General features: G+C 59.8%; 17 protein-coding genes. 5 read left to right on the top strand and 12 right to left on the bottom strand.

Translation table 11 applies throughout. From position 1 onward, the window contains the following. Positions 1–47: 47 nt before the first annotated feature. The 10 genes from AAEO81_RS09460 to mtnA form a co-directional block, all read right to left on the bottom strand. Positions 48–287: a LapA family protein gene (locus AAEO81_RS09460; protein WP_341963079.1), complete on the bottom strand. Its 240-nt coding sequence runs from the start codon at positions 285–287 to the stop codon at positions 48–50. A gap of 19 nt (positions 288–306) precedes the next feature. Next, on the bottom strand, positions 307–606 hold the full coding sequence (gene ihfB, locus AAEO81_RS09455) for an integration host factor subunit beta (protein WP_166596679.1): 300 nt from the start codon (positions 604–606) through the stop codon (positions 307–309). 255 nt (positions 607–861) lie between these two features. Then, positions 862–2,547 carry a 30S ribosomal protein S1 gene (rpsA, locus tag AAEO81_RS09450; protein ID WP_081567543.1) on the bottom strand — a complete coding sequence of 562 codons (1,686 nt, stop codon included), beginning with the start codon at positions 2,545–2,547 and terminating at the stop codon, positions 862–864. 121 nt (positions 2,548–2,668) lie between these two features. After that, the gene (gene cmk / locus AAEO81_RS09445) at positions 2,669–3,358 is read right to left on the bottom strand and encodes a (d)CMP kinase (protein WP_166596678.1); all 690 of its coding nucleotides are present in this window, start codon (positions 3,356–3,358) and stop codon (positions 2,669–2,671) included. Then, positions 3,355–5,562 (bottom strand): bifunctional prephenate dehydrogenase/3-phosphoshikimate 1-carboxyvinyltransferase, encoded by a 2,208-nt coding sequence (locus tag AAEO81_RS09440; RefSeq protein ID WP_341964510.1) that lies wholly within the window; start codon positions 5,560–5,562, stop codon positions 3,355–3,357. Before AAEO81_RS09440 ends, cmk begins: the two co-directional genes overlap by 4 nt. 40 nt (positions 5,563–5,602) lie before the next feature. Then, positions 5,603–6,715: a histidinol-phosphate transaminase gene (gene hisC / locus AAEO81_RS09435; protein WP_341963076.1), complete on the bottom strand. Its 1,113-nt coding sequence runs from the start codon at positions 6,713–6,715 to the stop codon at positions 5,603–5,605. A gap of 138 nt (positions 6,716–6,853) precedes the next feature. After that, positions 6,854–7,948, bottom strand: a complete 1,095-nt coding sequence (gene pheA, locus AAEO81_RS09430) for a prephenate dehydratase (protein ID WP_166596675.1) — start codon at positions 7,946–7,948, stop codon at positions 6,854–6,856. Then, entirely contained in the window at positions 7,948–9,033 is a 1,086-nt protein-coding gene (gene serC / locus AAEO81_RS09425; protein WP_166596674.1) for a 3-phosphoserine/phosphohydroxythreonine transaminase, read from the bottom strand. Before serC ends, pheA begins: the two co-directional genes overlap by 1 nt. 111 nt (positions 9,034–9,144) lie before the next feature. Beyond that, positions 9,145–11,943, bottom strand: coding sequence for a DNA gyrase subunit A (gene gyrA / locus AAEO81_RS09420; protein WP_341963075.1), 2,799 nt, complete (start codon positions 11,941–11,943; stop codon positions 9,145–9,147). A gap of 305 nt (positions 11,944–12,248) precedes the next feature. Further along, positions 12,249–13,325 (bottom strand): S-methyl-5-thioribose-1-phosphate isomerase, encoded by a 1,077-nt coding sequence (gene mtnA, locus AAEO81_RS09415; protein ID WP_341963074.1) that lies wholly within the window; start codon positions 13,323–13,325, stop codon positions 12,249–12,251. Positions 13,326–13,553: 228 nt separating this feature from the next. Here mtnA and AAEO81_RS09410 point away from each other — a divergent pair, with 228 nt between their 5' ends. The 5 genes from AAEO81_RS09410 (at position 13,554) to AAEO81_RS09390 (ending at position 18,641) form a co-directional block, all read left to right on the top strand. Then, complete coding sequence (locus tag AAEO81_RS09410; RefSeq protein WP_341963073.1) at positions 13,554–14,882, top strand: TRZ/ATZ family hydrolase; 1,329 nt, start codon at positions 13,554–13,556, stop codon at positions 14,880–14,882. An 81-nt stretch (positions 14,883–14,963) separates the two neighbouring features. Continuing rightward, complete coding sequence (ubiG, locus tag AAEO81_RS09405; protein WP_166596670.1) at positions 14,964–15,662, top strand: bifunctional 2-polyprenyl-6-hydroxyphenol methylase/3-demethylubiquinol 3-O-methyltransferase UbiG; 699 nt, start codon at positions 14,964–14,966, stop codon at positions 15,660–15,662. Positions 15,663–15,665: 3 nt separating this feature from the next. Further along, positions 15,666–16,337 (top strand): N-acetylmuramic acid 6-phosphate phosphatase MupP, encoded by a 672-nt coding sequence (gene mupP, locus AAEO81_RS09400; protein WP_341963072.1) that lies wholly within the window; start codon positions 15,666–15,668, stop codon positions 16,335–16,337. A gap of 261 nt (positions 16,338–16,598) precedes the next feature. Beyond that, positions 16,599–17,345, top strand: coding sequence for a YciK family oxidoreductase (locus AAEO81_RS09395; RefSeq protein WP_341963071.1), 747 nt, complete (start codon positions 16,599–16,601; stop codon positions 17,343–17,345). Between the two features lie 369 nt (positions 17,346–17,714). Continuing rightward, on the top strand, positions 17,715–18,641 hold the full coding sequence (locus AAEO81_RS09390; protein ID WP_341963070.1) for a GGDEF domain-containing protein: 927 nt from the start codon (positions 17,715–17,717) through the stop codon (positions 18,639–18,641). 6 nt (positions 18,642–18,647) lie between these two features. Here the strand turns inward: AAEO81_RS09390 and AAEO81_RS09385 are convergent, their stop codons facing one another. After that, the gene (locus AAEO81_RS09385) at positions 18,648–19,445 is read right to left on the bottom strand and encodes an iron-containing redox enzyme family protein (RefSeq protein ID WP_341963069.1); all 798 of its coding nucleotides are present in this window, start codon (positions 19,443–19,445) and stop codon (positions 18,648–18,650) included. A 36-nt stretch (positions 19,446–19,481) separates the two neighbouring features. Then, a complete protein-coding gene (locus AAEO81_RS09380) occupies positions 19,482–21,947 on the bottom strand; it encodes an EAL domain-containing protein (protein WP_341963068.1) in 2,466 nt (821 codons plus the stop codon). Positions 21,948–22,098 lie beyond the last annotated feature (151 nt).

Below are 22,098 nucleotides of genomic sequence, written 5' to 3'. Positions count from 1 at the left end.
TGAAAGACCGCACTCCTGAAAAGTCAGGCGGCCCCAGGCCGCGATATTCAGGCCAAGCGTGACGATTTGGGTTTCCGGCGAAGCCGTGTGGCCCACGCCAGAAAAGGGCCGATCAGCATCCCCACCAACAGCGCGAAGATCACCGGCACAGCCACCGACAGTTCAGGGGCCGCCCAGCCAAAAAACACCAACGCCACTGGCTGTTGGTTTTCAAGCATGAACACAACCGTCGCTGCCACGATCAGCAGCACGACGACAAAAAATATCAGACGTTTAAGATTTCGCATCGAGTATTCCCTCCAACGGCTATTGGAGTTCGTGTTCCTCGTCTTCGTTCACCCGGTCGCGTAGCTCTTTGCCCGGCTTGAAATGAGGAACGAACTTGCCGTCGAGGCTGACGGACTGCCCGGTCTTGGGATTGCGACCCACGCGAGGCGCGCGGTAATGCAGGGAGAAGCTGCCAAAGCCCCGTATCTCAATACGGTCGCCGGTGGCGAGGCACTGCGACATCTGCTCAAGCATGGTCTTGATGGCCAGCTCCACATCTTTGGATGAGAGCAGTCCTTGATGGGTGACAATTCGATCGATCAACTCCGACTTCGTCATATTTTTCCCTTCTTTTTCAAGCAGCTAGGTAAAGCGCTTTGAAGGTTTTAGCACGACCTAAGGTTTTTGAACAGCCCATGTTTCCACTTATGTGAACAGCGTTTCCAGGCAAGGGGCCATTATCCAGTCCAGGCCTTGTCAATCCGGGGCTTGGCGGAATACACCCACTGGCGCTTAGAGGGGCTGATGCCACATAAACCATCGCCCACAAAAAAGGGCGACCGAAGTCGCCCTTTTTCAATGGTCAGACAGAACTCAGTTCTGTTTTTCCATTTGAGCACGCAGCAGGTCACCCAGAGTGGTAGGACCTGTGTTCTCAGCGGTTTCAGGCTTGCTACGCAGGCTCTGAATCGCTTCTTTCTCGTCTTCAACGTCTTTCGACTTGATGGACAAGCTGATTACGCGGCTCTTACGGTCAACGCTGATGATCTTGGCTTCGATCTCTTCGCCTTCCTTCAGAACGTTACGCGCGTCTTCAACGCGGTCACGGCTGATTTCGGAAGCTTTCAGAGTGGCTTCGATGTCGTCGGCCAGAGTGATGATGGCGCCTTTGGCGTCAACTTCTTTAACGGTACCGCGAACGATAGCGCCTTTGTCATTGACAGTGACGTACTCGGAGAACGGATCGCTTTCCAGCTGCTTGATACCCAGCGAGATACGCTCACGCTCAGGATCAACCGACAGGATCACGGTGTCGAGCTCGTCGCCCTTCTTGAAGCGACGCACGGCTTCTTCGCCCACTTCGTTCCAGGAGATGTCGGACAGGTGAACCAGACCGTCGATGCCGCCGTCCAGACCAATGAAGATACCGAAATCGGTGATCGACTTGATGGTGCCGGAGATCTTGTCGCCCTTGTTGAACTGGCCAGAGAAATCTTCCCATGGGTTAGATTTGCACTGCTTGATGCCCAGGGAGATACGACGACGCTCTTCGTCGATGTCCAGAACCATGACTTCCACTTCGTCGCCGACTTGTACGACTTTCGAAGGGTGGATGTTCTTGTTGGTCCAGTCCATTTCGGAAACGTGTACCAGGCCTTCCACGCCTTCTTCCAGCTCTGCGAAGCAGCCGTAGTCGGTCAGGTTGGTAACGCGTGCAGTGACGCGAGTGCCTTCTGGGTAACGTGCCTTGATAGCAACCCATGGGTCTTCACCCAGTTGCTTCAGGCCCAGGGAAACACGATTGCGTTCACGATCGTACTTCAGGACTTTTACATCGATCTCATCGCCAACGTTGACGATTTCCGATGGATGCTTGATGCGCTTCCAGGCCATGTCGGTGATGTGCAGCAGGCCATCGACGCCACCCAGATCGACGAATGCGCCGTAATCGGTGAGGTTCTTGACGATACCTTTGACTTGCTGACCTTCCTGCAGGGATTCCAGCAGAGCTTCGCGCTCGGCGCTGTTCTCGGCTTCCAGGACGCTGCGACGGGAAACGACAACGTTGTTGCGCTTCTGGTCCAGCTTGATGACCTTGAATTCCAGCTCTTTGCCTTCCAGGTGCGTGGTGTCGCGCACTGGACGGACGTCAACCAGAGAACCTGGCAGGAACGCACGGATGCCGTTAACGTCGACAGTGAAGCCGCCTTTAACCTTACCGTTGATAACGCCCTTGACCACTTCTTCAGCTGCGAAAGCGGCTTCCAGAACGATCCAGCACTCAGCACGCTTGGCTTTTTCGCGGGACAGTTTGGTTTCGCCAAATCCGTCTTCGACCGCGTCCAGCGCAACGTGTACTTCGTCACCGACCTTGATGGTCAGTTCGCCAGCATCGTTGTAGAACTGCTCGAGCGGGATGACGCCCTCGGACTTCAGGCCAGCGTGTACGGTAACCCAGTCGCCGTCGATGTCGACAACGATACCGGTGATGATCGCACCCGGCTGAAGATTGAGGGTTTTCAGGCTTTCTTCAAAGAGTTCTGCAAAGCTTTCGCTCATTTTAATTCCTGTTGATAAAGGCGAAGAATCCGCCTATCTGCCACGCTCCAGACAACGTGGGTTTCGTTCATATGAAAGGAAGCCTGCGGGACTGTGACTGGTCTCCCACATGGCTCCTTGGTCATCCAGCGAGATCGCGAAGCGCGACTTCACTCAGGATGCGTTCCAGCACCTGCTCGATGGACAATTCGGTGGAATCCAGCTGGATGGCGTCATGCGCCGGTTTGAGCGGGGCTACCGCTCGCTGGGTGTCGCGCTCGTCGCGGACACGTATCTCATCTAGCAGACTCGACAGACTAACATCGTCCCCTTTCGCCTTCAACTGCAAATATCGGCGACGGGCACGCTCTTCGGCACTGGCCGTCAGGAAAATCTTCAGCGGCGCGGCGGGAAAGACCACCGTGCCCATGTCGCGGCCGTCGGCGATCAGCCCCGGAAACTCCTGAAACGCACGCTGGCGCTGGAGCAGCGCTTCACGCACCGCGGGCAGCGAAGCCACCTGCGAGGCGCCACTGCCAATCTGCTCGTTGCGGATCGCCAGAGTCACTTCTTCGCCTTCGAGAATGATGCGCTGACCGTGATCGCCGGTCGCGGCCTCGAATTGCACGTCCAGGTGCGCCGCCAGCAGCTTGAGCGCTTCTTCGTTGGTCAGATCGACCCCATGATTGCGGGCCGCAAATGCCAGCAGACGATACAGCGCGCCTGAATCCAGCAAGCACCAACCCAGACGCTTGGCCAGCAGACCGGCTACTGTTCCTTTTCCGGAACCGCTTGGTCCGTCGATCGTAATGACCGGAGCTTGAGCTTTCACGATTGCCCCTCTTGCGCTACACGAATACCCACCTGGCCGCAGAGCGCCAGGAAATTGGGGAAAGAAGTCGCCACATTGGCGCAGTCCCGGATACGAATCGGGGCTGACGCGCGCAACGACGCGATACTGAAAGCCATGGCAATACGATGATCACCATGACCGTTGACTTCACCGCCGCTGATCTTGCTGCCTTCAATAATGAGGCCATCGGCGGTCGGTTCAACCCTCACACCCAAGGCGGCCAGACCTTCGGCCATGACCTGGAGGCGGTCGGATTCCTTGACGCGCAATTCCTGCGCCCCGCGCAACACCGTACGCCCCTGCGCACAGGCAGCCGCGACGAAGATCACCGGGAATTCGTCGATGGCCAGCGGCACCAGCGCCTCGGGAATCACGATCCCCTTGAGTGCCGCGTGACGTACCCGCAGATCGGCCACCGGTTCGCCACCCACTTCTCGCAAGTTCTGCACGGAAATGTCCGCGCCCATCAGGCGCAAGATGTCGATCACGCCAGTGCGCGTCGGGTTGACGCCCACGTGTTCGAGCAACAGGTCGGAACCCTCGGCAATCGATGCCGCCACCAGAAAAAACGCCGCCGATGAAATGTCGGCGGGCACTTCGATGCGGGTCGCCTTGAGCGTACTGCCCGCTTCGACCGACGCTGTCGCACCATTACCTGAAACCGGATAACCAAAGCCACGCAGCATACGCTCAGTGTGGTCACGGGTGGGTGCGGGCTCGGTGACTGTCGTCGTGCCGCTGGCATATAAGCCGGCCAACAACAGACAGGATTTGACCTGTGCACTGGCCATCGGCGTCACGTAAGAGATGCCTTTCAACGATTGGCCGCCGCGAATGGTCAGCGGTGGGCGACCGTCAGCGGCGGTGTCGATCACGGCACCCATTTCCCGCAACGGCTCAGCAACACGCCCCATCGGACGTTTGGACAACGACACGTCGCCCGTCAGCACGCTGTCGAAACGCTGCGCCGCCAGCAAGCCGGAAAGCAGGCGCATCGAGGTGCCGGAATTGCCGAGATAGATAGGACCCGGCGCAGGCTTCAGCCCGTTGAGGCCAACACCGTGAATGGTCAAACGCCCATGGTGCGGGCCTTCAATGACCACACCCATGTCGCGGAAGGCCTGCAACGTAGCCAACGCGTCTTCGCCTTCGAGGAAGCCGTCGACTTCCGTGGTGCCTTCGGCGAGGGAACCCAGCATGATTGCGCGGTGGGATATCGATTTGTCGCCCGGCACACGGATCTGGCCACGCACGCTGCCGCCCGGCTGAGCCACAAACGTCAGGTCATCCGCAGCCACTTTCTCGACATAAGCGCGGCGTGCGAGGATCTTGCCGAAATGTTCGCGAGCCACGCGAGCACGGGTGAATACGCCGAGCAGTTGATGGCCGTCGCCCGCATCCACGGCGTCCCGCAATGCATCGAGGTCATGACGGAAAGTGTCCAGGGTACGCAGCACGGCCTCGCGGTTGGCGAGGAAGATGTCGTGCCACATGACCGGATCACTGCCCGCGATTCGGGTGAAGTCGCGGAAACCGCCCGCTGCGTAGCGGAAGATTTCCAGGTTTTCGTTGCGCTTGGCCAACGAATCCACCAGACCAAAGGCCAGCAAATGTGGCAGATGGCTCGTCGCGGCCAGCACTTCGTCGTGTCGCTCGACTTGCATGTGCTCGACATCAGCCCCCAACGCCGACCACATCCGGTCAACGAGCGCCAACGCAGCGGGATCGGTTTCAGGCAGCGGGGTGAGGATGACCTTGTGACGACGGAACAACTGGGCATTCGAGGCCTCGACACCGCTCTGCTCGGACCCGGCAATCGGGTGGCCCGGCACAAAACGCGCAGGCATCGCGCCGAACACCTCGCGAGCGGCGCGCACGACATTGCCTTTGGCGCTGCCCACGTCGGTCAGCACGGCATCACCGAGGTCGAGGGTGGCGAGTACGCCCAGCAGTTTTTCCATCGCCAGGATCGGCACGGCCAATTGAATGACATCGGCACCGACGCAGGCGGCAGCAAGATGGTCTTCACAGCGATCAACGACACCCAGTTCGACGGCCAGCTTGCGCGATTGCGGGTCGAGATCGACGCCGACCACCTCGCGACACAGGCCGCTTTCTTTCAAACCTTTGGCGAACGACCCCCCGATCAAACCGAGTCCGACCACCACCAGGCGGCCGATCATAGGCGCAGTCGATTGCACTGCCGTGACATCCGACATGACATCAACCACGCGCCAGAACCTTGCTCAAGGCTTCAAGGAAGCGGGTGTTCTCGGCGGGCAGACCAATGCTGACGCGCAGGTGGTTGGGCATGCCGTAACCCGCCACCGGACGCACGATCACGCCCTCGCGCAGCAGACCTTCATAAACGGAGCCCGCTTCACGGCCCAGATCGACCGCGATGAAGTTGGCCCTGGACGGAATCCAGCCCAGGCCCATTTGGCGCAGACCGTCTTCCAGTTGCTGCATGCCGGCTTCATTCAGACGACGACTCTCTGCAACGAACGCCACATCGTCCAGCGCGGCACAGGCTCCGACCAGCGCGAGGCTGTTGACGTTGAACGGCTGACGAACACGGTTCAGTACGTCGGCCACGACAGGTGAAGACAGGCCGTAGCCCACACGCAAGGACGCGAGGCCGTAAGCCTTGGAAAAGGTCCGCGACACCAGCAGGTTCGGGTGGTCGGCCAGGAAACTCAGGCCGTCCGGTAACTCAATTCCTGAGGCGTACTCGATGTAGGCCTCGTCCAGCACCACCAGCACGTCTTTGGGCACGGCGGCGAGAAAATCGGCCAGCGCCTGCGGTCCAAACCAGGTGCCGGTCGGGTTGTTCGGGTTAGCGATGAAGACCACGCGAGTGTTGCTGTCGATGGCGGCGAGCATGGCCGGGAGGTCATGCCCCCAATCCTTGGCTTTTGCCACGCGAGCATCGGCGCCGACGGCCTGGGTGACAATCGGGTAGATCGCGAAGGCGTGTTCGCTGAACACCGCGTTAAGGCCGGGAGCCAGGTAGGCACGGGCGACGATTTCGAGGATGTCGTTGGAGCCGTTGCCCAGCGTCACTTGATTGGGTTTGACGCTGCAACGCTCGGCCAGCAACTGCTTGAGGTCAAAGCCGTTGCCATCGGGGTAACGGGTCAGCTCGGCCAGCGCTTCACGAATCGCTGTCAGCGCCTTCGGACTGCCGCCCAGCGGGTTTTCGTTGCTGGCCAGTTTGATGATGCGAGCCGGATCGATATCCAGTTCACGCGCCAGTTCGTCCACCGGCTTGCCGGGAACATAAGGCGATAGTTTTTGCACACCGGCCTGTGCCAGCGCGAGGAAGTCGCCGCTCATTTACCGCATTACCTCTTAGTAAAACAACAATCGCGCAGTCCCAGGCCGAGGCAACCCGGCGCAGAGACGGTGGCGATTTCAAGTCCGTCACCGCCGACAAGCCGGGCTGCTACAGAAATCGTGTGCGATCAGCGCCGCTTAGAGAACGGCTTTCGGATAGGAACCCAGCACCTTGAGCGCCACGGCTTCCTGGCTGATCCGCTCAAGCACCGCCTTGATCAGCGGGTCCCGGTGATGGCCGACGAAATCGATGAAGAATACGTAGGTCCACTTACCGCTGCGCGAAGGCCGGGTCTCGATACGGGTCAGGTCGATGCCGTTCTCATGAAAAGGCACCAGCAACTCATGCAACGCACCAGGCTTGTTGCTCATCGACACGATGATCGACGTCTTGTCGTCGCCGGTCGGTGGCACTTCCTGGTTGCCGATCATCAGGAAGCGCGTCGAGTTATCCGGACGGTCTTCGATCTTCTCGGCGATGCGGGTGAGGTTGTACAAGCCCGCAGACATGTCACCCGCGATGGCCGCGGAGTTCCACTCGCCCTTCACGCGCTTGGCGGCTTCGGCGTTGCTGGAAACCGCGACACGCTCGACGTTCGGGTAATGCGCGTCCAGCCACTTGCGGCACTGGGCCAGCGACTGAGCGTGGGAATAAATGCGGCTGATGCTGTCGGTCTTGGTGTTTTCGCCCACCAGCAAGTGATGGTGAATGCGCAACTCGACTTCACCACAGATGACCATGTCGTGTTCGAGGAAGCTGTCCAGCGTGTGGTTGACCGCGCCTTCGGTGGAGTTTTCCACTGGGACCACACCGAAGTTGACTGCACCGGCGGCCACTTCGCGGAACACTTCGTCGATAGCGGCCATCGGCTTGCTGATCACGGCATGCCCGAAGTGTTTCAGCGCCGCCGCCTGCGTGAACGTGCCTTCAGGACCGAGATACGCGACCTTCAGCGGCTGCTCCAGCGCCAGGCAGGACGACATGATTTCGCGGAACAGCCGCGCCATCTCTTCGTTGCTCAGCGGGCCACGGTTGCGCTCCATGACGCGCTTCAACACAGCGGCTTCACGCTCGGGGCGGTAGAACACCGGCTCCTCGCCCTCTGCCAGGCTGGCCATTTTCACACGCGCCACTTCCTGCGCGCAGCGAGCACGTTCGCTGATCAGCTCCAGGACTTTTTCGTCCAGGCTGTCGATGCGCACGCGCAGCGCCTTGAGTTCTTGTTCAGACATCAGCCGTGTTCCTTCTCGAATTCAGCCATGTAGGCCACCAGCGCTTCGACGGCGTCCAGGCCCAGGGCGTTATAGATCGAGGCGCGCATGCCGCCCACCGAACGGTGACCCTTGAGGTTGAGCAGCGCACGCTCTTCGGCACCGGCCAGGAACGCCTTGTCCAGACGCTCGTCCGCCAGACGGAACGGCACGTTCATCCACGAACGGGCGTTGTGACTGATCGGGTTGGTGTAGAAATCGCTGGCATCGATGAAACCGTACAGACGGTCTTTCTTCGCCCGATTGCGCTTCTCCATCGCATCAACACCGCCCTGCTCTTTCAGCCACTCGAAAACGAGGCCCGACAAGTACCAGGAATAGGTGGCCGGGGTGTTGTACATCGAGCCGTTGTCGGCGGAGATCTTGTAATCGAGCATCGTCGGGCAGCTGCTGCGGGCACGGCCCAGCAGGTCTTCGCGAACGATCACCACCACCAGGCCGCTCGGGCCGATGTTTTTCTGGGCACCGGCGTAGATCAGGCCGAACTGCGAGACGTCGATCGGGCGCGACAGGATGTCCGAAGACATGTCGACCACCAGCGGAACGTCGCCAGTCTCAGGCACCCAGTCAAATTGCAGGCCGCCAATGGTTTCGTTGGAAGCATAGTGAACATAAGCGGCGTTTTTGGTCAGGTTCCATTCGTTCTGGCCAGGGATCGCCAGGTAATCGAACGGTTTGGCGCTGGCCGCAACGTTGACGTTGCCGAAGCGACGGGCTTCTTCAATGGCCTTTTTCGACCAGATGCCGGTTTCGATGTAATCGGCCGTGCCGTTTTCCGGCAGCAGGTTCAGCGGAATCTCAGCGAATTGCTGGCTCGCGCCACCTTGCAGGAAGAGGATTTTGTAGTTGGAGGGGACGGACAGCAGCTCGCGCAGGTCTTGTTCGGCCTTTTCGGCGATGGCGGTGTAGTCGTCGCTGCGATGACTCATCTCCATCACTGACAAGCCCTTGCCGTGCCAATCCAGCATTTCAGCCTGGGCGCGTTGCAGAACAGCATCAGGAAGCGCGGCAGGACCGGCGCAGAAGTTAAAGGCTCGCTTGCTCATATCCACTCTCGTCAACTCGTAGAATTCGAAACGGCCTGGCCACCAGGCGTGTTGCGCAAGGGCTGGCCAAAGCCAAGAGGGCCCTGCAAGGGCCCTCAAGTACAACGTCTATCAGTCCTGCGGTTCTTCGTCGGAAGCAGCATCGGCTTGCAGATCGCTGGCCGATTCGTCAGCGTCAGCCTCGGACAGATTGGCAAGCTCGCCGTCCAGCACGTCGCCGTCCAACGCTTCGCCTTCGAGCTCTTCACCTTCGACTTCGGACGGCTCCTGAACACGCTCCAGGCCGACCAGTTTCTCGTCTTTCGCCAGTTTGATCAGGGTCACGCCCTGGGTGTTACGGCCCAGACTCGACACTTCGTCGACACGGGTGCGAACCAGGGTGCCCTGGTCGGAGATCAGCATGATCTCTTCGCCGTCCTGCACCTGAACCGCGCCGACCAGACGGCCGTTACGCTCGTTGCTGACCATGGCAATAACGCCCTGACCGCCACGCTTGTATTCAGGGAACTCAGTGATTGCCGTGCGCTTGCCATAGCCACGTTCGGAGGCGGTGAGAATCTCGCTGCCTTCTTCCGGGATCAGCATGGAAATCAGCTTCTGCCCTTCGGCCAGACGCATGCCACGCACACCGCGCGCCGTACGGCCCATGGCGCGAACGTCGGATTCCTTGAAGCGGGTGACCTTGCCGCCGTCGGAGAACAGCATGATTTCCTGCTCGCCGTCGGTGATGGCTGCGGAAATCAGGATGTCGCCTTCGTCCAGCTCCAGCGCGATCAGACCGACGCTGCGCTGACGGCTGAACGCCACCAGCGGGGTCTTCTTGACCGTACCGTTGGCGGTAGACATGAAGATGAACGGAGCCTTCTTCTTGTCTGCGGCCTTGATACGCGCCTTGCGCTCTTCTTCGGTCTCGTTGCTGTTCTCGATGTCTTCGACATCGGTTTCCACGCCTTCGGCCTCTTCTTCGTCAGCCTGCTTGCGCATGGCTTCCAGATCGACCGGCAGCATGGTGGTGATGTATTCGCCTTCGCTCAACGGCAGCAGGTTGACCAGCGGACGACCACGGGCCGCGCGGGACGCTTCCGGAATCTCGTAGGTCTTGAGCCAGTACACCTTGCCCTTGCTGGAGAACATCAGCAGCGTGGTGTGGCTGTTGGCGACCAGCAGGTGAGCGATGTAGTCCTCATCCTTGACGCCGGTAGCGGATTTGCCTTTGCCGCCGCGACGCTGAGCCTGATAGACGGCCAGCGGTTGAGTCTTCGCATAACCACCGTGGGAGATGGTCACGACCCGCTCTTCTTCCGGAATCATGTCGCCCAGGGTCAGGTCCAGACGCGCATCGAGAATCTCGGTGCGGCGGACATCGCCGTATTCGGCACGGATCAGTTCCAGCTCTTCGCGGATGACTTCCATCAGGCGCGTGGAGCTGTTGAGGATGCGGATCAGCTCGCCGATCTGAGTCAGGATTTCCTGATACTCGGTCAGCAGTTTTTCGTGTTCCAGACCGGTCAGACGGTGCAGACGCAGTTCCAGAATCGCCTGTGCCTGTTCCGGCGACAGGAAATACTTGCCGTCACGCAGACCGTATTGCGGGTCGAGGTTTTCCGGGCGGGACGATTCGGCGCCTGCGCGCTCGACCATCTCGACCACGGCGCTCGATTCCCACGGCGTATTGATCAGGCCTTCCTTCGCTTCAGCGGGAGTCGGCGACGCCTTGATCAGTTCGATGACCGGGTCGATGTTCGACAGGGCAACGGCCTGGCCTTCGAGGATGTGACCACGCTCGCGAGCCTTGCGCAGTTCGAACACGGTGCGACGGGTGACGACTTCGCGGCGGTGACGAATGAAGGCTTCCAGCAGGTCCTTGAGGTTGAGGATCCGTGGGCGGCCGTCGATCAGCGCAACGATGTTGATGCCGAATACGCTTTGCAGCTGAGTCTGGGCGTAGAGGTTGTTGAGGATGACCTCAGGCACTTCGCCGCGACGCAGCTCGATGACCACGCGCATGCCGTCCTTGTCGGACTCATCGCGCAGCTCAGTGATGCCTTCGAGCTTCTTCTCTTTCACCAGCTCGGCGATCTTCTCGATCAGACGCGCCTTGTTCAGCTGATACGGCAGCTCGGTGATGACGATCTGCTGGCGACCGCCGACCTTGTCGATGTCTTCGACGAGGGAGCGGGCGCGCATGTAAATGCGGCCGCGACCGGTCTTGTAGGCTTCGACGATACCGGCACGGCCGTTGATGATGCCCGCTGTCGGGAAGTCAGGGCCGGGAATGTACTGCATCAGTTCGTCAACGGTCAGGTCGCCGTTGTCGATCAGCGCCAGGCAACCGTCGATGACTTCGCCGAGGTTGTGCGGCGGAATGTTGGTCGCCATGCCCACGGCAATACCGCTGGAACCGTTGACCAGCAGGTTGGGAATACGGGTCGGCATGACCGCCGGGATCTGTTCGGTGCCGTCGTAGTTGGGCACCCAGTCGACGGTTTCCTTGTGCAGGTCCGCCAGCAGTTCGTGGGCCAGCTTGGTCATGCGCACTTCGGTGTATCGCATGGCCGCGGCGTTATCGCCGTCCACCGAACCGAAGTTGCCCTGACCGTCTACCAGCAGGTAGCGCAGGGAGAAAGGCTGGGCCATACGTACGATGGTGTCGTAGACCGCAGTGTCACCGTGAGGGTGATACTTACCGATGACGTCACCGACCACACGGGCGGATTTCTTGTACGGCTTGTTCCAGTCGTTACCCAGTTCGCTCATTGCGTACAGTACACGCCGGTGCACGGGCTTCAAGCCGTCGCGCGCATCGGGCAGAGCTCGTCCGACGATGACGCTCATCGCGTAGTCGAGGTAGGACTGCTTCAGCTCGTCTTCGATATTGACCGGTAGGATTTCTTTGGCCAGTTCGCCCATGAGAAGCTCGATTCCTTTTTCTGGTGAAACCTCGCACATCCATCCGGGATGAACGAAGCTCGCCGCCGCCGGCGATTGCCTGGCGACGACTTACGACAAATCAGCGAGTTAAGCCATGGATTTGCGCAGTGAAGGGGGCCGCAATGCGCCCCCTTGGAAACCGCCGGATGTTACCACAATCGTCGTCGGACACGCAGCATTTGAGCGCCCTGCAAACACGCCATTTCGCCATCAGCGGCCTGAGAAGCGCTCACAGGCCCCTTTAGCGCTGACCCGGCTGGCCGGTAGCGCCTGCGACTAAGTGATCAATGCAAGCGTTTACGGCACATCAGCTGGGCTATTTTTGCCGTATCCGGACGTTCGACGATGCCTTTTTCAGTCACGATGGCGTCGATCAGGTCCGCAGGCGTCACGTCGAACACCGGATTGAACGCGTCGACCTCGGCGCCGAGGCGCTGGCCGCCTACGTTCAGAATCTCGCTGCCGTCGCGCTCTTCGAGGGGAATGTCTTCACCGGTGGCGAGGTTCAAGTCGATGGTCGAACTCGGCGCGACCACCATGAAACGCACGCCGTGGTGCATTGCCGCGACGGCCAATTGATAGGTGCCGATCTTGTTCGCAACATCCCCATTGGCGGTGATGCGGTCGGCGCCGACGATGACCCAGGTCAGGCCCTTGGTTTTCATCAGGTGCGCAGCCGCCGAATCAACGGTTACGGTCACCGGGATGCCTTCATTGGCCAGCTCCCAGGCGGTCAGGCGCGAGCCTTGCAGCCAGGGGCGGGTTTCATCGGCGTACACGCGCTCGATCATGCCTTCTATATAGGCAGCGCGAATCACGCCGAGGGCCGTGCCGAATCCGCCCGTCGCAAGCGCGCCGGCGTTGCAATGGGTCAGCACGGTTTGCAGGTTGCCCTGATGCTTGCGAATCAGGTCCACGCCGAGCTGCGCCATGGTCAGGTTGGCTTCACGGTCGCTGAGGTGAATCGCTGCCGCCTCGGCTTCCATGGCCGGACGCGGGTCGTCGCCCTCTTTGATCCGATACAAGCGCTCGCGCATGCGATTCAGCGCCCAGAACAGATTGACGGCCGTGGGTCGAGCGTTGACCAATAGATCGAAATCCTCTTCCAGCGCCATTTGCCAGTGGCCGCCCTGGGCGTAGCGCTCGAAGACACCAAGAACCAGGCCATAGGCCGCCGCAATGCCGATGGCAGGCGCGCCGCGCACGACCATGGTGCGGATGGCTTCGGCGACCCCTTCAGCGGTGTGATAGGCCAGCCACGTCTGCTCGAAGGGCAGCACGCGCTGATCCAGCAGGTACAGCGTGCCATCCCGCCACTCGATGGCCTTGACCTTTTCTGCGGCCAGTAACTGATCGCGCATTGCACACCCCACATGATGAATTTTAAATACCAGGGCGCTCAGAACATTCGAATCATTGCGGTGATCGAACCTTGGCTTTCGCGAGCTCGCTCGCTCCCACAATTTGTTTCGGATGCCAGAAATCAAAAGGCCAGCAGCTGAAAAAGCCGCCGATTATAGCGAGCCGCCCGCCAAGACGCTCGGGTATACTTCGCCGTCCCTGTATCGCGCCACTGGAAGCCCGTTCCCATGCCTGATTCCGCTGCCCCGCTCGACCTCTTGCTCCTGCCGGACTGGCTGGTGCCGGTCGAACCCGCTGGCGTCGTGTTGCCACAACACGGAATCGGCATTCGTGACGGCCTCATCGCGTATATCGGCCCCAAGGCCGAAGCCTTGCGGCAAAACGCCCTGGAAGTGCGCGAGCTCCCCGGTATGCTGCTCAGCCCCGGCCTGATCAACGCCCACGGCCATGCGGCGATGACCCTCTTCCGCGGGCTGGCCGATGACCTGCCGCTGATGACCTGGCTGCAGGACCACATCTGGCCGGCCGAAGGCAAGTGGGTCGACGAAGACTTCGTGCGCGATGGCACCGACATCGCCATCGCCGAGCAGCTCAAGGGCGGCATCACGTGCTTCTCTGACATGTATTTCTTCCCGAAAGTCGCCGCCGAACGCGTGCACAACAGTGGCATTCGCGCACAGATCACGGTGCCGGTGCTGGACTTCCCGATACCCGGTGCCCGCAATCCTGATGAAGCGCTGCACATCGGCATCGAACTGTTCAACGACATGGCCCATCACGACCGCATCCGGATCGCCATGGGGCCGCACGCGCCCTACACGGTCAGCGATGAAAACCTGGAAAAAATCCGGGTCATCGCCGACGAACTGGACGCTGCCATTCACATGCACGTTCATGAAACCGCCTCTGAAGTCAGCGAGGCTGTTCAACAACGCAATGAGCGGCCATTGGCGCGGCTGCATCGCCTGGGCCTGCTGGGCCCGCGTTTTCAAGCCGTGCACATGACCCAGATCAGTGATGACGACCTGGCCATGCTGGTAGAAACCAATTCCAGCGTGATTCACTGCCCCGAGTCGAACATGAAGCTGGCCAGTGGCTTTTGTCCGGTCGAGCGGCTATGGCAAGCGGGCGTCAACGTGGCGATCGGCACCGACGGCGCGGCCAGCAATAACGATCTGGATTTGCTCAGCGAAACCCGCACTGCCGCGCTGCTGGCCAAAGCCGTCGCCGGTTCCGCCACGGCGCTGGACGCCCACCGGGCGCTGCGCATGGCGACATTGAACGGCGCACGCGCCCTCGGCATCGATGACCAGACCGGGTCGCTGCAACTCGGCAAGGCAGCGGACATGACCGCGTTTGACCTGTCGGGTCTGGCGCAGCAGCCGGTGTACGACCCGGTGTCCCAGTTGATCTACGCCAGTGGGCGGGATTGTGTGACCCACGTGTGGGTCGGCGGCAAACAATTGCTGCAAGACAAGCGCCTGACACGCATGGACGAAGACGCGCTGATCAGGACCGCCAAGGCCTGGGGCAACCGCATCGCCGCCAAGGGCTGACGACGGGCGCACACCTTTTTTCACGATCAGGGCCACGCGCCGTGATCGGACACCGAATTTCACGTTTTAGAGGGATCACACATGAGCAACGTCGACCACGCCGAAATCGCCAAATTTGAAGCGCTGGCCCATCGCTGGTGGGACCGCAACAGCGAGTTCAAGCCACTGCACGACATCAACCCGCTACGGGTGAACTGGATCGACGAGCGCGTCAGTCTGGCGGGCAAGAAGGTGCTGGACGTCGGTTGTGGTGGCGGCATTCTCAGCGAGGCGATGGCCCTGCGCGGAGCCACGGTGACCGGCATCGACATGGGCGAAGCGCCGCTGGCAGTTGCCCAGTTGCATCAGCTGGAATCCGGCGTCAGCGTTGAATACCGCCAGATCACTGCCGAAGCCCTGGCTGAAGAAATGCCCGAGCAATTCGATGTCGTGACCTGTCTCGAAATGCTGGAGCACGTGCCCGATCCGTCCTCGGTGATTCGCGCCTGCTACAAGATGGTCAAGCCGGGCGGCCAGGTGTTTTTCTCCACCATCAACCGCAACCCGAAGGCGTACCTGTTCGCGATCATCGGCGCGGAATACATCATGAACCTGCTGCCTCGCGGCACCCATGACTTCAAGAAATTCATCCGCCCTTCCGAATTGGGCGCATGGAGCCGTCAGGCAGGTCTGGAGGTGAAGGACATCATTGGCCTGACGTACAACCCGCTGACGAAGCACTACAAACTGGCTTCGGACGTCGACGTCAATTACATGATCCAGACGCTGAAGGGGGCTTGAGTCATGCGCCTCAGAGCGGTTCTCTTCGACATGGACGGCACGCTGCTCGACACTGCACCGGACTTCATCGCGATTTGTCAGGCGATGCTCGCCGAGCGTGGATTCCCCCCGGTGAAAGACAAGCTGATTCGTGATGAAATTTCGGGCGGCGCCAAGGCCATGGTCGCGGCGGCGTTTGCGATGTCGCCGAATGAGCCGGAATTCGAGGCACTGCGCCTGGAGTTTCTGGAGCGCTATCAGACCGATTGCGCCGTCCACAGCCGGTTGTTCGACGGCATGGCCGAATTGTTGGCCGACATCGAAAAAGCCAAGCTGATCTGGGGGGTGGTGACCAACAAGCCGGTGCGTTTCGCGCAGCCGATCATGGATCAGTTGGGGCTCAGCGGACGCTCTGCGGTGCTGATCTGCCCGGACCACGTGACCAAGAGCAAGCCAGACCCCGAGCCGTTGCTGTTGGCCTGCAAGATGCTCGATCTGGACCCGGCGAGCGTGCTGTTCGTGGGCGATGATTTGCGCGACATCGAGTCGGGCCGCGACGCGGGCACCAAAACGGCGGCTGTGCGCTACGGCTATATTCATCCCCACGACAATCCCGACCACTGGGGCGCGGACGTGGTGGTGGATTACCCGCTGGAATTGCGCCGGGTGCTGGATAATGCGCTGTGCAGTTGCTGACACAGCTCAGTCGCATTGCTGTGGGCAGCTGTTGATTCTGCCCGGAGGGCGTAGGAGCAAGCTTGCCTGCGATCTGCCCGGGGTCGCGTCCGACCGAAGCGGCAGCAAAACCAGCGGATGCCGTACATCTGACACAATCGAGGTGTCAGATTTTACGACTGCTGCGCAGCCGATCGCGAGCAAGCTTGCTCCTACGCCCTCCGGGCAGAAGCCGTTCGCGGCGTGCCACTTTCCAAAGGACCTATCAAAGCGAGGCCCCTTATGTTCAATTACTCCGCCCGCCCCGATCTGCTTAAGGACCGCATCATTCTGGTCACCGGCGCGGGCCGTGGCATCGGGGCTGCTGCCGCGAAAACCTATGCGGCCCACGGTGCGACGGTGCTGCTGCTGGGCAAGACCGAAGCGAACCTGACCGCTATTTACGATGAGATCGAAGCCGCAGGCCATCCTCAACCTGCCGTGATTCCCTTCGATCTGGAAGCCGCCCTGCCCCATCAGTACGACGAACTGGCGGCGATGATCGAAACCGAATTCGGACGCCTCGACGGCCTGCTGCACAACGCGTCGATCATTGGCCCGCGCACGCCTATCGAACAGTTGTCCGGCGAGCACTTCATGCGGGTGATGCACATCAACGTCAACGCGATGTTTATGCTCACTGCTGCGCTGCTGCCCTTGCTCAAACTGTCTCAGGACGCCTCGGTGGTGTTTACCTCCAGCAGCGTCGGGCGCAAGGGCCGTGCGTATTGGGGTGCGTATGGCGTGTCGAAATTCGCCACCGAAGGGCTGATGCAGACCCTCGCTGACGAGCTGGAAGACGTGGCCTCGGTGCGCGCCAACAGCATCAACCCCGGCGGCACCCGCACCGACATGCGCGCCCAGGCCTACCCTGCGGAAAACCCGCTGAACAACCCGACGCCTGAAGAAATCATGCCGGTGTACCTGTACCTGATGGGGCCGGACAGTTCGGGGATCAATGGCCAGGCGTTTGATGCGCAGACGAAATAACCATCAGCTACGGGCTGCGGCCCCCTGTGGGAGCGAATTCATTCGCGAAAAATAGATCAGGCGATAGAGATGCTTCGGCTGGCCTACCCTTCGCGAATGAATTCGCTCCCACAGAAAGTCCCGATGCCAACCTGAGTCCGCGCGGTCGGCTCGTTGCCAACCCTCCTCTCGGCGGTTTTCCGTCGCCTCTTTGTAGTCCCTCAGCCTCTAAACCGGTACGTTAGTCAATTCCAAGGCGCAGGTAAGCTATTCATCAGCCTCCCTTAACGCTAACCATCTGATTTCTATGATGATCCGACCGAACGTTCGAATTGGCATGACTTTCGCTCTGTCAACGTCAGGCCCGATGAGAGGCGCAGGAGCGAAAACATGAGTTTTCCAACAAGAACCAATGCCATCGATTTTGACAGTGCAAGGCTGCAACGCTTTGGATTCTCGCACGCGCAGACGCCTGCGCAGCCGCTCCTGGACTATGACCAACTGCAACGCCGCCTGGCCCTGCAACTGCAGACCAGCCTCGAAGCAGACAAGATTCTCTCGATGTTTTTTCACAACGTGAGCCAAGTCATCTCCCTCGACGCGCTCATCTACAAGCACCTGGGCACGGACCTGCGTCTGGAGTTCGGTGAGCGGGCACGGCACAACGCCAGCTACCGCATGACGTATGAAGGCGAGCAGATGGGCGAGTTGGCGTTTCAGCGGGATCAACGTTTCAGCGAAAACGAACTGGCTCAGCTCGAATCGCTGCTGACCAGCCTGCTGTACCCATTGCGTAATGCTCTGCTGTATCGCAGCGCCAGCCTGAGTGCGCTGCGCGACCCGCTGACGGGCGCAGGTAACCGGATTGCGATGGAGCAGTCTCTGACCCGTGAAATCGAAATTGCCCGGCGTCAGCAACAACCGCTGTCGGTGCTGATGCTGGACATCGATCATTTCAAAGGCATCAATGATACCCATGGCCATGCCACAGGTGATGAAGTCCTGAGAGCGGTCGCGGATGCGATCAAGGATCGCCTGCGCAACATCGATCAAGTGTTCAGATTTGGCGGGGAAGAATTTCTGATCGTGCTGACCAATACCGGTCGTGAGTCAGCCGCACTGGTAGGCGAACGCCTGCGTCATGCGGCACTGCAACTCACGTATCCGGTCAATGGAAGCCCGGTGGAACTGACCGTCAGCCTGGGCTGCTCGACGCTGCTGCCGGGGGAATCCACCGACAGCCTGGTGCGTCGCGCTGACACGGCCCTGTACGCTGCAAAACGCCAGGGCCGCAATCGCCTCGAAATGGCCGGCTGATCAGGCTCAGGCGCGAACCGCGAACCGGCGATCGTACACAGGGGCTTTCGCTTCCTGCGGCCGTTCCAACACCATGCACCGTTCCAGGAACAGGTACATGTACTCATAACTCTTGCAGATCGCCATCCTGAGGTCCGCCTGCAATTGCTCGCTGGGGTGATTGCCGGCCAGCGTACAAATGATTTCCAGGGCTTCCCAAGGGTGGGAATCGTCATATTGAGCGTGCATTTTCAGCCACTTCATCGCGCGCTTTCGCAACTCCGGCGGGAACAAATCTGCGTATGTCTCTTGTGAACATACGACAGCAGACCACTCACCGGTCGCGCCTTCGATGGCATAGTTGGTCGCTGCGATAGCGACGACCAGCGGCTCCGACGAACAGCTGTGCCAGCACCAGTGATTCAGTGCGTGCAACTCCGACGGAACGCGCTGCGCTTGCAGGTCCTCCAGCGTGACCCCATGGGCCGCGCTCCAATTTACCCAGTAATCGGCATGATTGAGTTCAACCCGAATATTGCGCATCAACCAGCGACGCGCCATGTCTTCGCCGGGATGACGGGCGAAACGGGTTTTGGTCAGGTTATGCGCCATGTAAACCGCAAACTGTTCAACGACAGGCCATCCGCCAATCAAATACTGGCGCATGGTCTTCGAACTCAGCTGACCATCTCGCATACGTTGATAAAGTTCATGCCCTACCACGCGTGCCTTGGCGTCACTGCAATCCTTGATCAATTGCTGTGCCCAAGCGGGGTAACTGCTGGCATCCATCAGCGGACCGGTTCTAATGAACATATCGATCACTGTGTAGCTCCTTATGTTTGTGTTGCATCGGGTTATTCAGCGAAAAGTCCCGGGTGCGCTGAATAACATTGGGGTCTGCCTCGCGGGCCGTGCGTGCAGACATTCACAGGTGAATAATTGCGGTCGCTCAATCACATACCCCTGAGCGTAGTCCACACCGATTTCCAATAACGCCTGCTCTATCTGGGGGCTTTCGACGAACTCAGCGATCGTCTGTTTGCCCATCACGTGCCCGATATGGTTGATCACTTCCACCATCGCCCGGTTGACCGGATCGTCGAGCATGTCTTTTACGAAACTGCCATCAATCTTCAAGAAATCCACAGGCAAATGCTTCAAGTAAGCGAATGACGACATGCCTGCACAGAAGTCATCCAGAGAAAAGCGGCATCCCAGACTTTTGAGTTCGTTAATAAACCGAATAGCACTGCCCAAATTGGCGATCGCACTGGTTTCGGTGATCTCGAAACAGATAAGTTCAGGAGGAATTGCGTAGATTTGGAACTGCTGTCGCAAATATTCGAGGAAGGCATCATCGCCAATACTGGTGCCGGACAAATTGATTGCACAGACCGCCATCGGGCCCTTGCGGTGATTGTCACTCAAGCACTCGGAGATGATCTTGAAAACGTTCTGCACCACCCAGCGATCCAGGGTGGTCATCATGCCGTAGCGCTCGGCAGCAGGGATGAAATTGTCGGGCAGGATCAGGCGACCGGATTCGTCACGCAACCGCAGCAGGATCTCCACGTGGCCATTGCCATGGGCCGCCTCACGGCTTAACGGCGCAATTTCCTGCGAGTACAGGCAGAAACGGTTGTCGTCCAGTGCCATGTGCAGGCGTTGAATCCAGGCCATTTCACCAAAGCGCGTGGAAAGCTCCGAATCGTCGTCGTGATACACCTGCACCCGGTTCCGGCCTTTTTCCTTGGCCATGTAGCACGCCATGTCGGCGGAGCGCAGCGAGGCTTCCAGGGTCGTCGGCGTGTCGGAAATGTGCACCATCCCCACGCTGACGGTGGTCACGAACGGACGCCCCTTCCACACGAAGTGCAGGCTTTCCACGGTCTGACGCAGGCCTTCAGCGATTCGCTCCGCCGCGTCGGGCGCGCAATGCTCCAGCAGAATGCCGAACTCGTCACCGCCCAGCCGCGCCAAGGTGTCGCCTTCGCGAATCCCCTGTTGCAGCAAGGCGCAGATGTGCCTGAGCAATTCATCGCCCGCTGCGTGGCCGCTGGTGTCGTTGACCAGCTTGAACTGATCCAGATCGAGGAACATAACGGCATGATTGCCCGGATGATGCCCGAGACCGCTTAACGCCAGCTCCAGCCGGTACTCGAATTCACGACGGTTAGCCAGCCCGGTCAACGCATCATGGGTCGCCTGCCACGACAGGTTGGCGATGTACTGCCGCTCTTGGGTCATGTCGTGCAAGACCAGCACGGCGCCGCTGACTTTGCCCTCGGTGCGAATCGGCGAGCCCACCAGCGCGACCGAGACCGTGCTGCCATCCAGACGCTGGATCAATTTGGCGTTTTCGCTGCCACCGCCCAGTTTGCCGCTGAGAATGTGGTCGATGAGTGTCGCGCTCTCTTTTTGGTCGTTCTCATCGATCAGGTTGAACAGCGCGGCCAGCGGCAGACCGGTGGCCTGCCCGGTCTTCCAGTGCGTCATTTGTTCGGCAGCGGGGTTCATGTAGGCAATGGAGCCGTCGACATCGGTGGTGATAACCCCGTCGCCAATGGACTCCAGCGTAATTTGCGCGCGCTCCTTCTCGGTCTGCAGAGCAAGCGCAAATGCATGGCGTTGCTCCAGCAATTTGTGAGTGCGCAGGAGCGCGAGCAGAATCAGGAAAATCGCGGTGGTCAGGTTGACCACTACCAGAATCCGCAAGATGACCCGCGAACCTTCTCCGAGGGCATCGCTGAACGCCATCGCGGCAGGGGTGACGGCCTCGTTGATGGCGTTGATCCGGTGTCGCCACTCCATCACGTCGGCGTTGGTGGCACTGCCATCGACAATGCGCCCATGCATTTCATGGGCGACTTCATCCAGTTGCACCAGATAGCTGTCGCCGATCTTCCACAGGTCGATGGCTTTTTCCAGGTAGCTGAAATGGCGGAAATTCAGGTAGAGCCAGATGATGCCCTGAGCATCGTCGGGATGGTTACCACCCTGCAGAATCCCCGCGTTGGCGCGGGCAATGTCCGGTTCGGGTTGATCCATCGCGACCCGTAGGTCGTGGCCGCCCTGAGGAATGGCGATGGCTTTCTGGTATTTCTGATAATTGAGTTCGTCGCGGCTGTTGGCGTAGAGGTTCAGGTAATAAATGGCGTCCTTTTGCCCTTTGGACCAGAGACTCTCTCCACCCACGTAGCTGCGCACCGCCGACATCATATAAAGGCTGACGCAACCCAAGAGCGCCTGTAACAGCACCACAGCGATAAATGGCCAAACGATGCCCAGAAGACGGGGCTTCTCGAGAATCCGCTTTTGCTTCATGGTGTCCCTTTCATCAGCACTGCCAGATACTCACTTCCCCGGCCCAGGCGCCTGCCTGAAGCTCAAGAAACTCGGCTAATTTTCCACGATGCAGCGGTCAACTCTCGCCCCTTCAAGATAGCCGGTTAAGCGGCACTCGGAGAAGCGAGAG

This window comes from Pseudomonas sp. RC10 (genome assembly GCF_038397775.1).
Taxonomy (GTDB): Bacteria; Pseudomonadota; Gammaproteobacteria; order Pseudomonadales; family Pseudomonadaceae; genus Aquipseudomonas; species Aquipseudomonas bambusae.
Note: the sequence above shows the minus strand (reverse complement) of the source record. Positions and strands in the feature narration are given on the sequence as shown.

Coding starts and splice junctions, on each gene's coding strand:
- rpsA (WP_081567543.1), bottom strand. CDS start 2,547: ATGAGCGAAAGCTTTGCAGAACTCTTTGAAGAAAGCCTGAAAACCCTC.
- AAEO81_RS09410 (WP_341963073.1), top strand. CDS start 13,554: ATGCCTGATTCCGCTGCCCCGCTCGACCTCTTGCTCCTGCCGGACTGG.
- hisC (WP_341963076.1), bottom strand. CDS start 6,715: ATGAGCGGCGACTTCCTCGCGCTGGCACAGGCCGGTGTGCAAAAACTA.
- AAEO81_RS09460 (WP_341963079.1), bottom strand. CDS start 287: ATGCGAAATCTTAAACGTCTGATATTTTTTGTCGTCGTGCTGCTGATC.
- AAEO81_RS09390 (WP_341963070.1), top strand. CDS start 17,715: ATGAGTTTTCCAACAAGAACCAATGCCATCGATTTTGACAGTGCAAGG.
- pheA (WP_166596675.1), bottom strand. CDS start 7,948: ATGTCTGAACAAGAACTCAAGGCGCTGCGCGTGCGCATCGACAGCCTG.
- AAEO81_RS09440 (WP_341964510.1), bottom strand. CDS start 5,562: ATGATCGGCCGCCTGGTGGTGGTCGGACTCGGTTTGATCGGGGGGTCG.
- AAEO81_RS09380 (WP_341963068.1), bottom strand. CDS start 21,947: ATGAAGCAAAAGCGGATTCTCGAGAAGCCCCGTCTTCTGGGCATCGTT.
- ihfB (WP_166596679.1), bottom strand. CDS start 606: ATGACGAAGTCGGAGTTGATCGATCGAATTGTCACCCATCAAGGACTG.
- serC (WP_166596674.1), bottom strand. CDS start 9,033: ATGAGCAAGCGAGCCTTTAACTTCTGCGCCGGTCCTGCCGCGCTTCCT.
- mtnA (WP_341963074.1), bottom strand. CDS start 13,325: ATGCGCGATCAGTTACTGGCCGCAGAAAAGGTCAAGGCCATCGAGTGG.
- mupP (WP_341963072.1), top strand. CDS start 15,666: ATGCGCCTCAGAGCGGTTCTCTTCGACATGGACGGCACGCTGCTCGAC.
- ubiG (WP_166596670.1), top strand. CDS start 14,964: ATGAGCAACGTCGACCACGCCGAAATCGCCAAATTTGAAGCGCTGGCC.
- gyrA (WP_341963075.1), bottom strand. CDS start 11,943: ATGGGCGAACTGGCCAAAGAAATCCTACCGGTCAATATCGAAGACGAG.
- AAEO81_RS09395 (WP_341963071.1), top strand. CDS start 16,599: ATGTTCAATTACTCCGCCCGCCCCGATCTGCTTAAGGACCGCATCATT.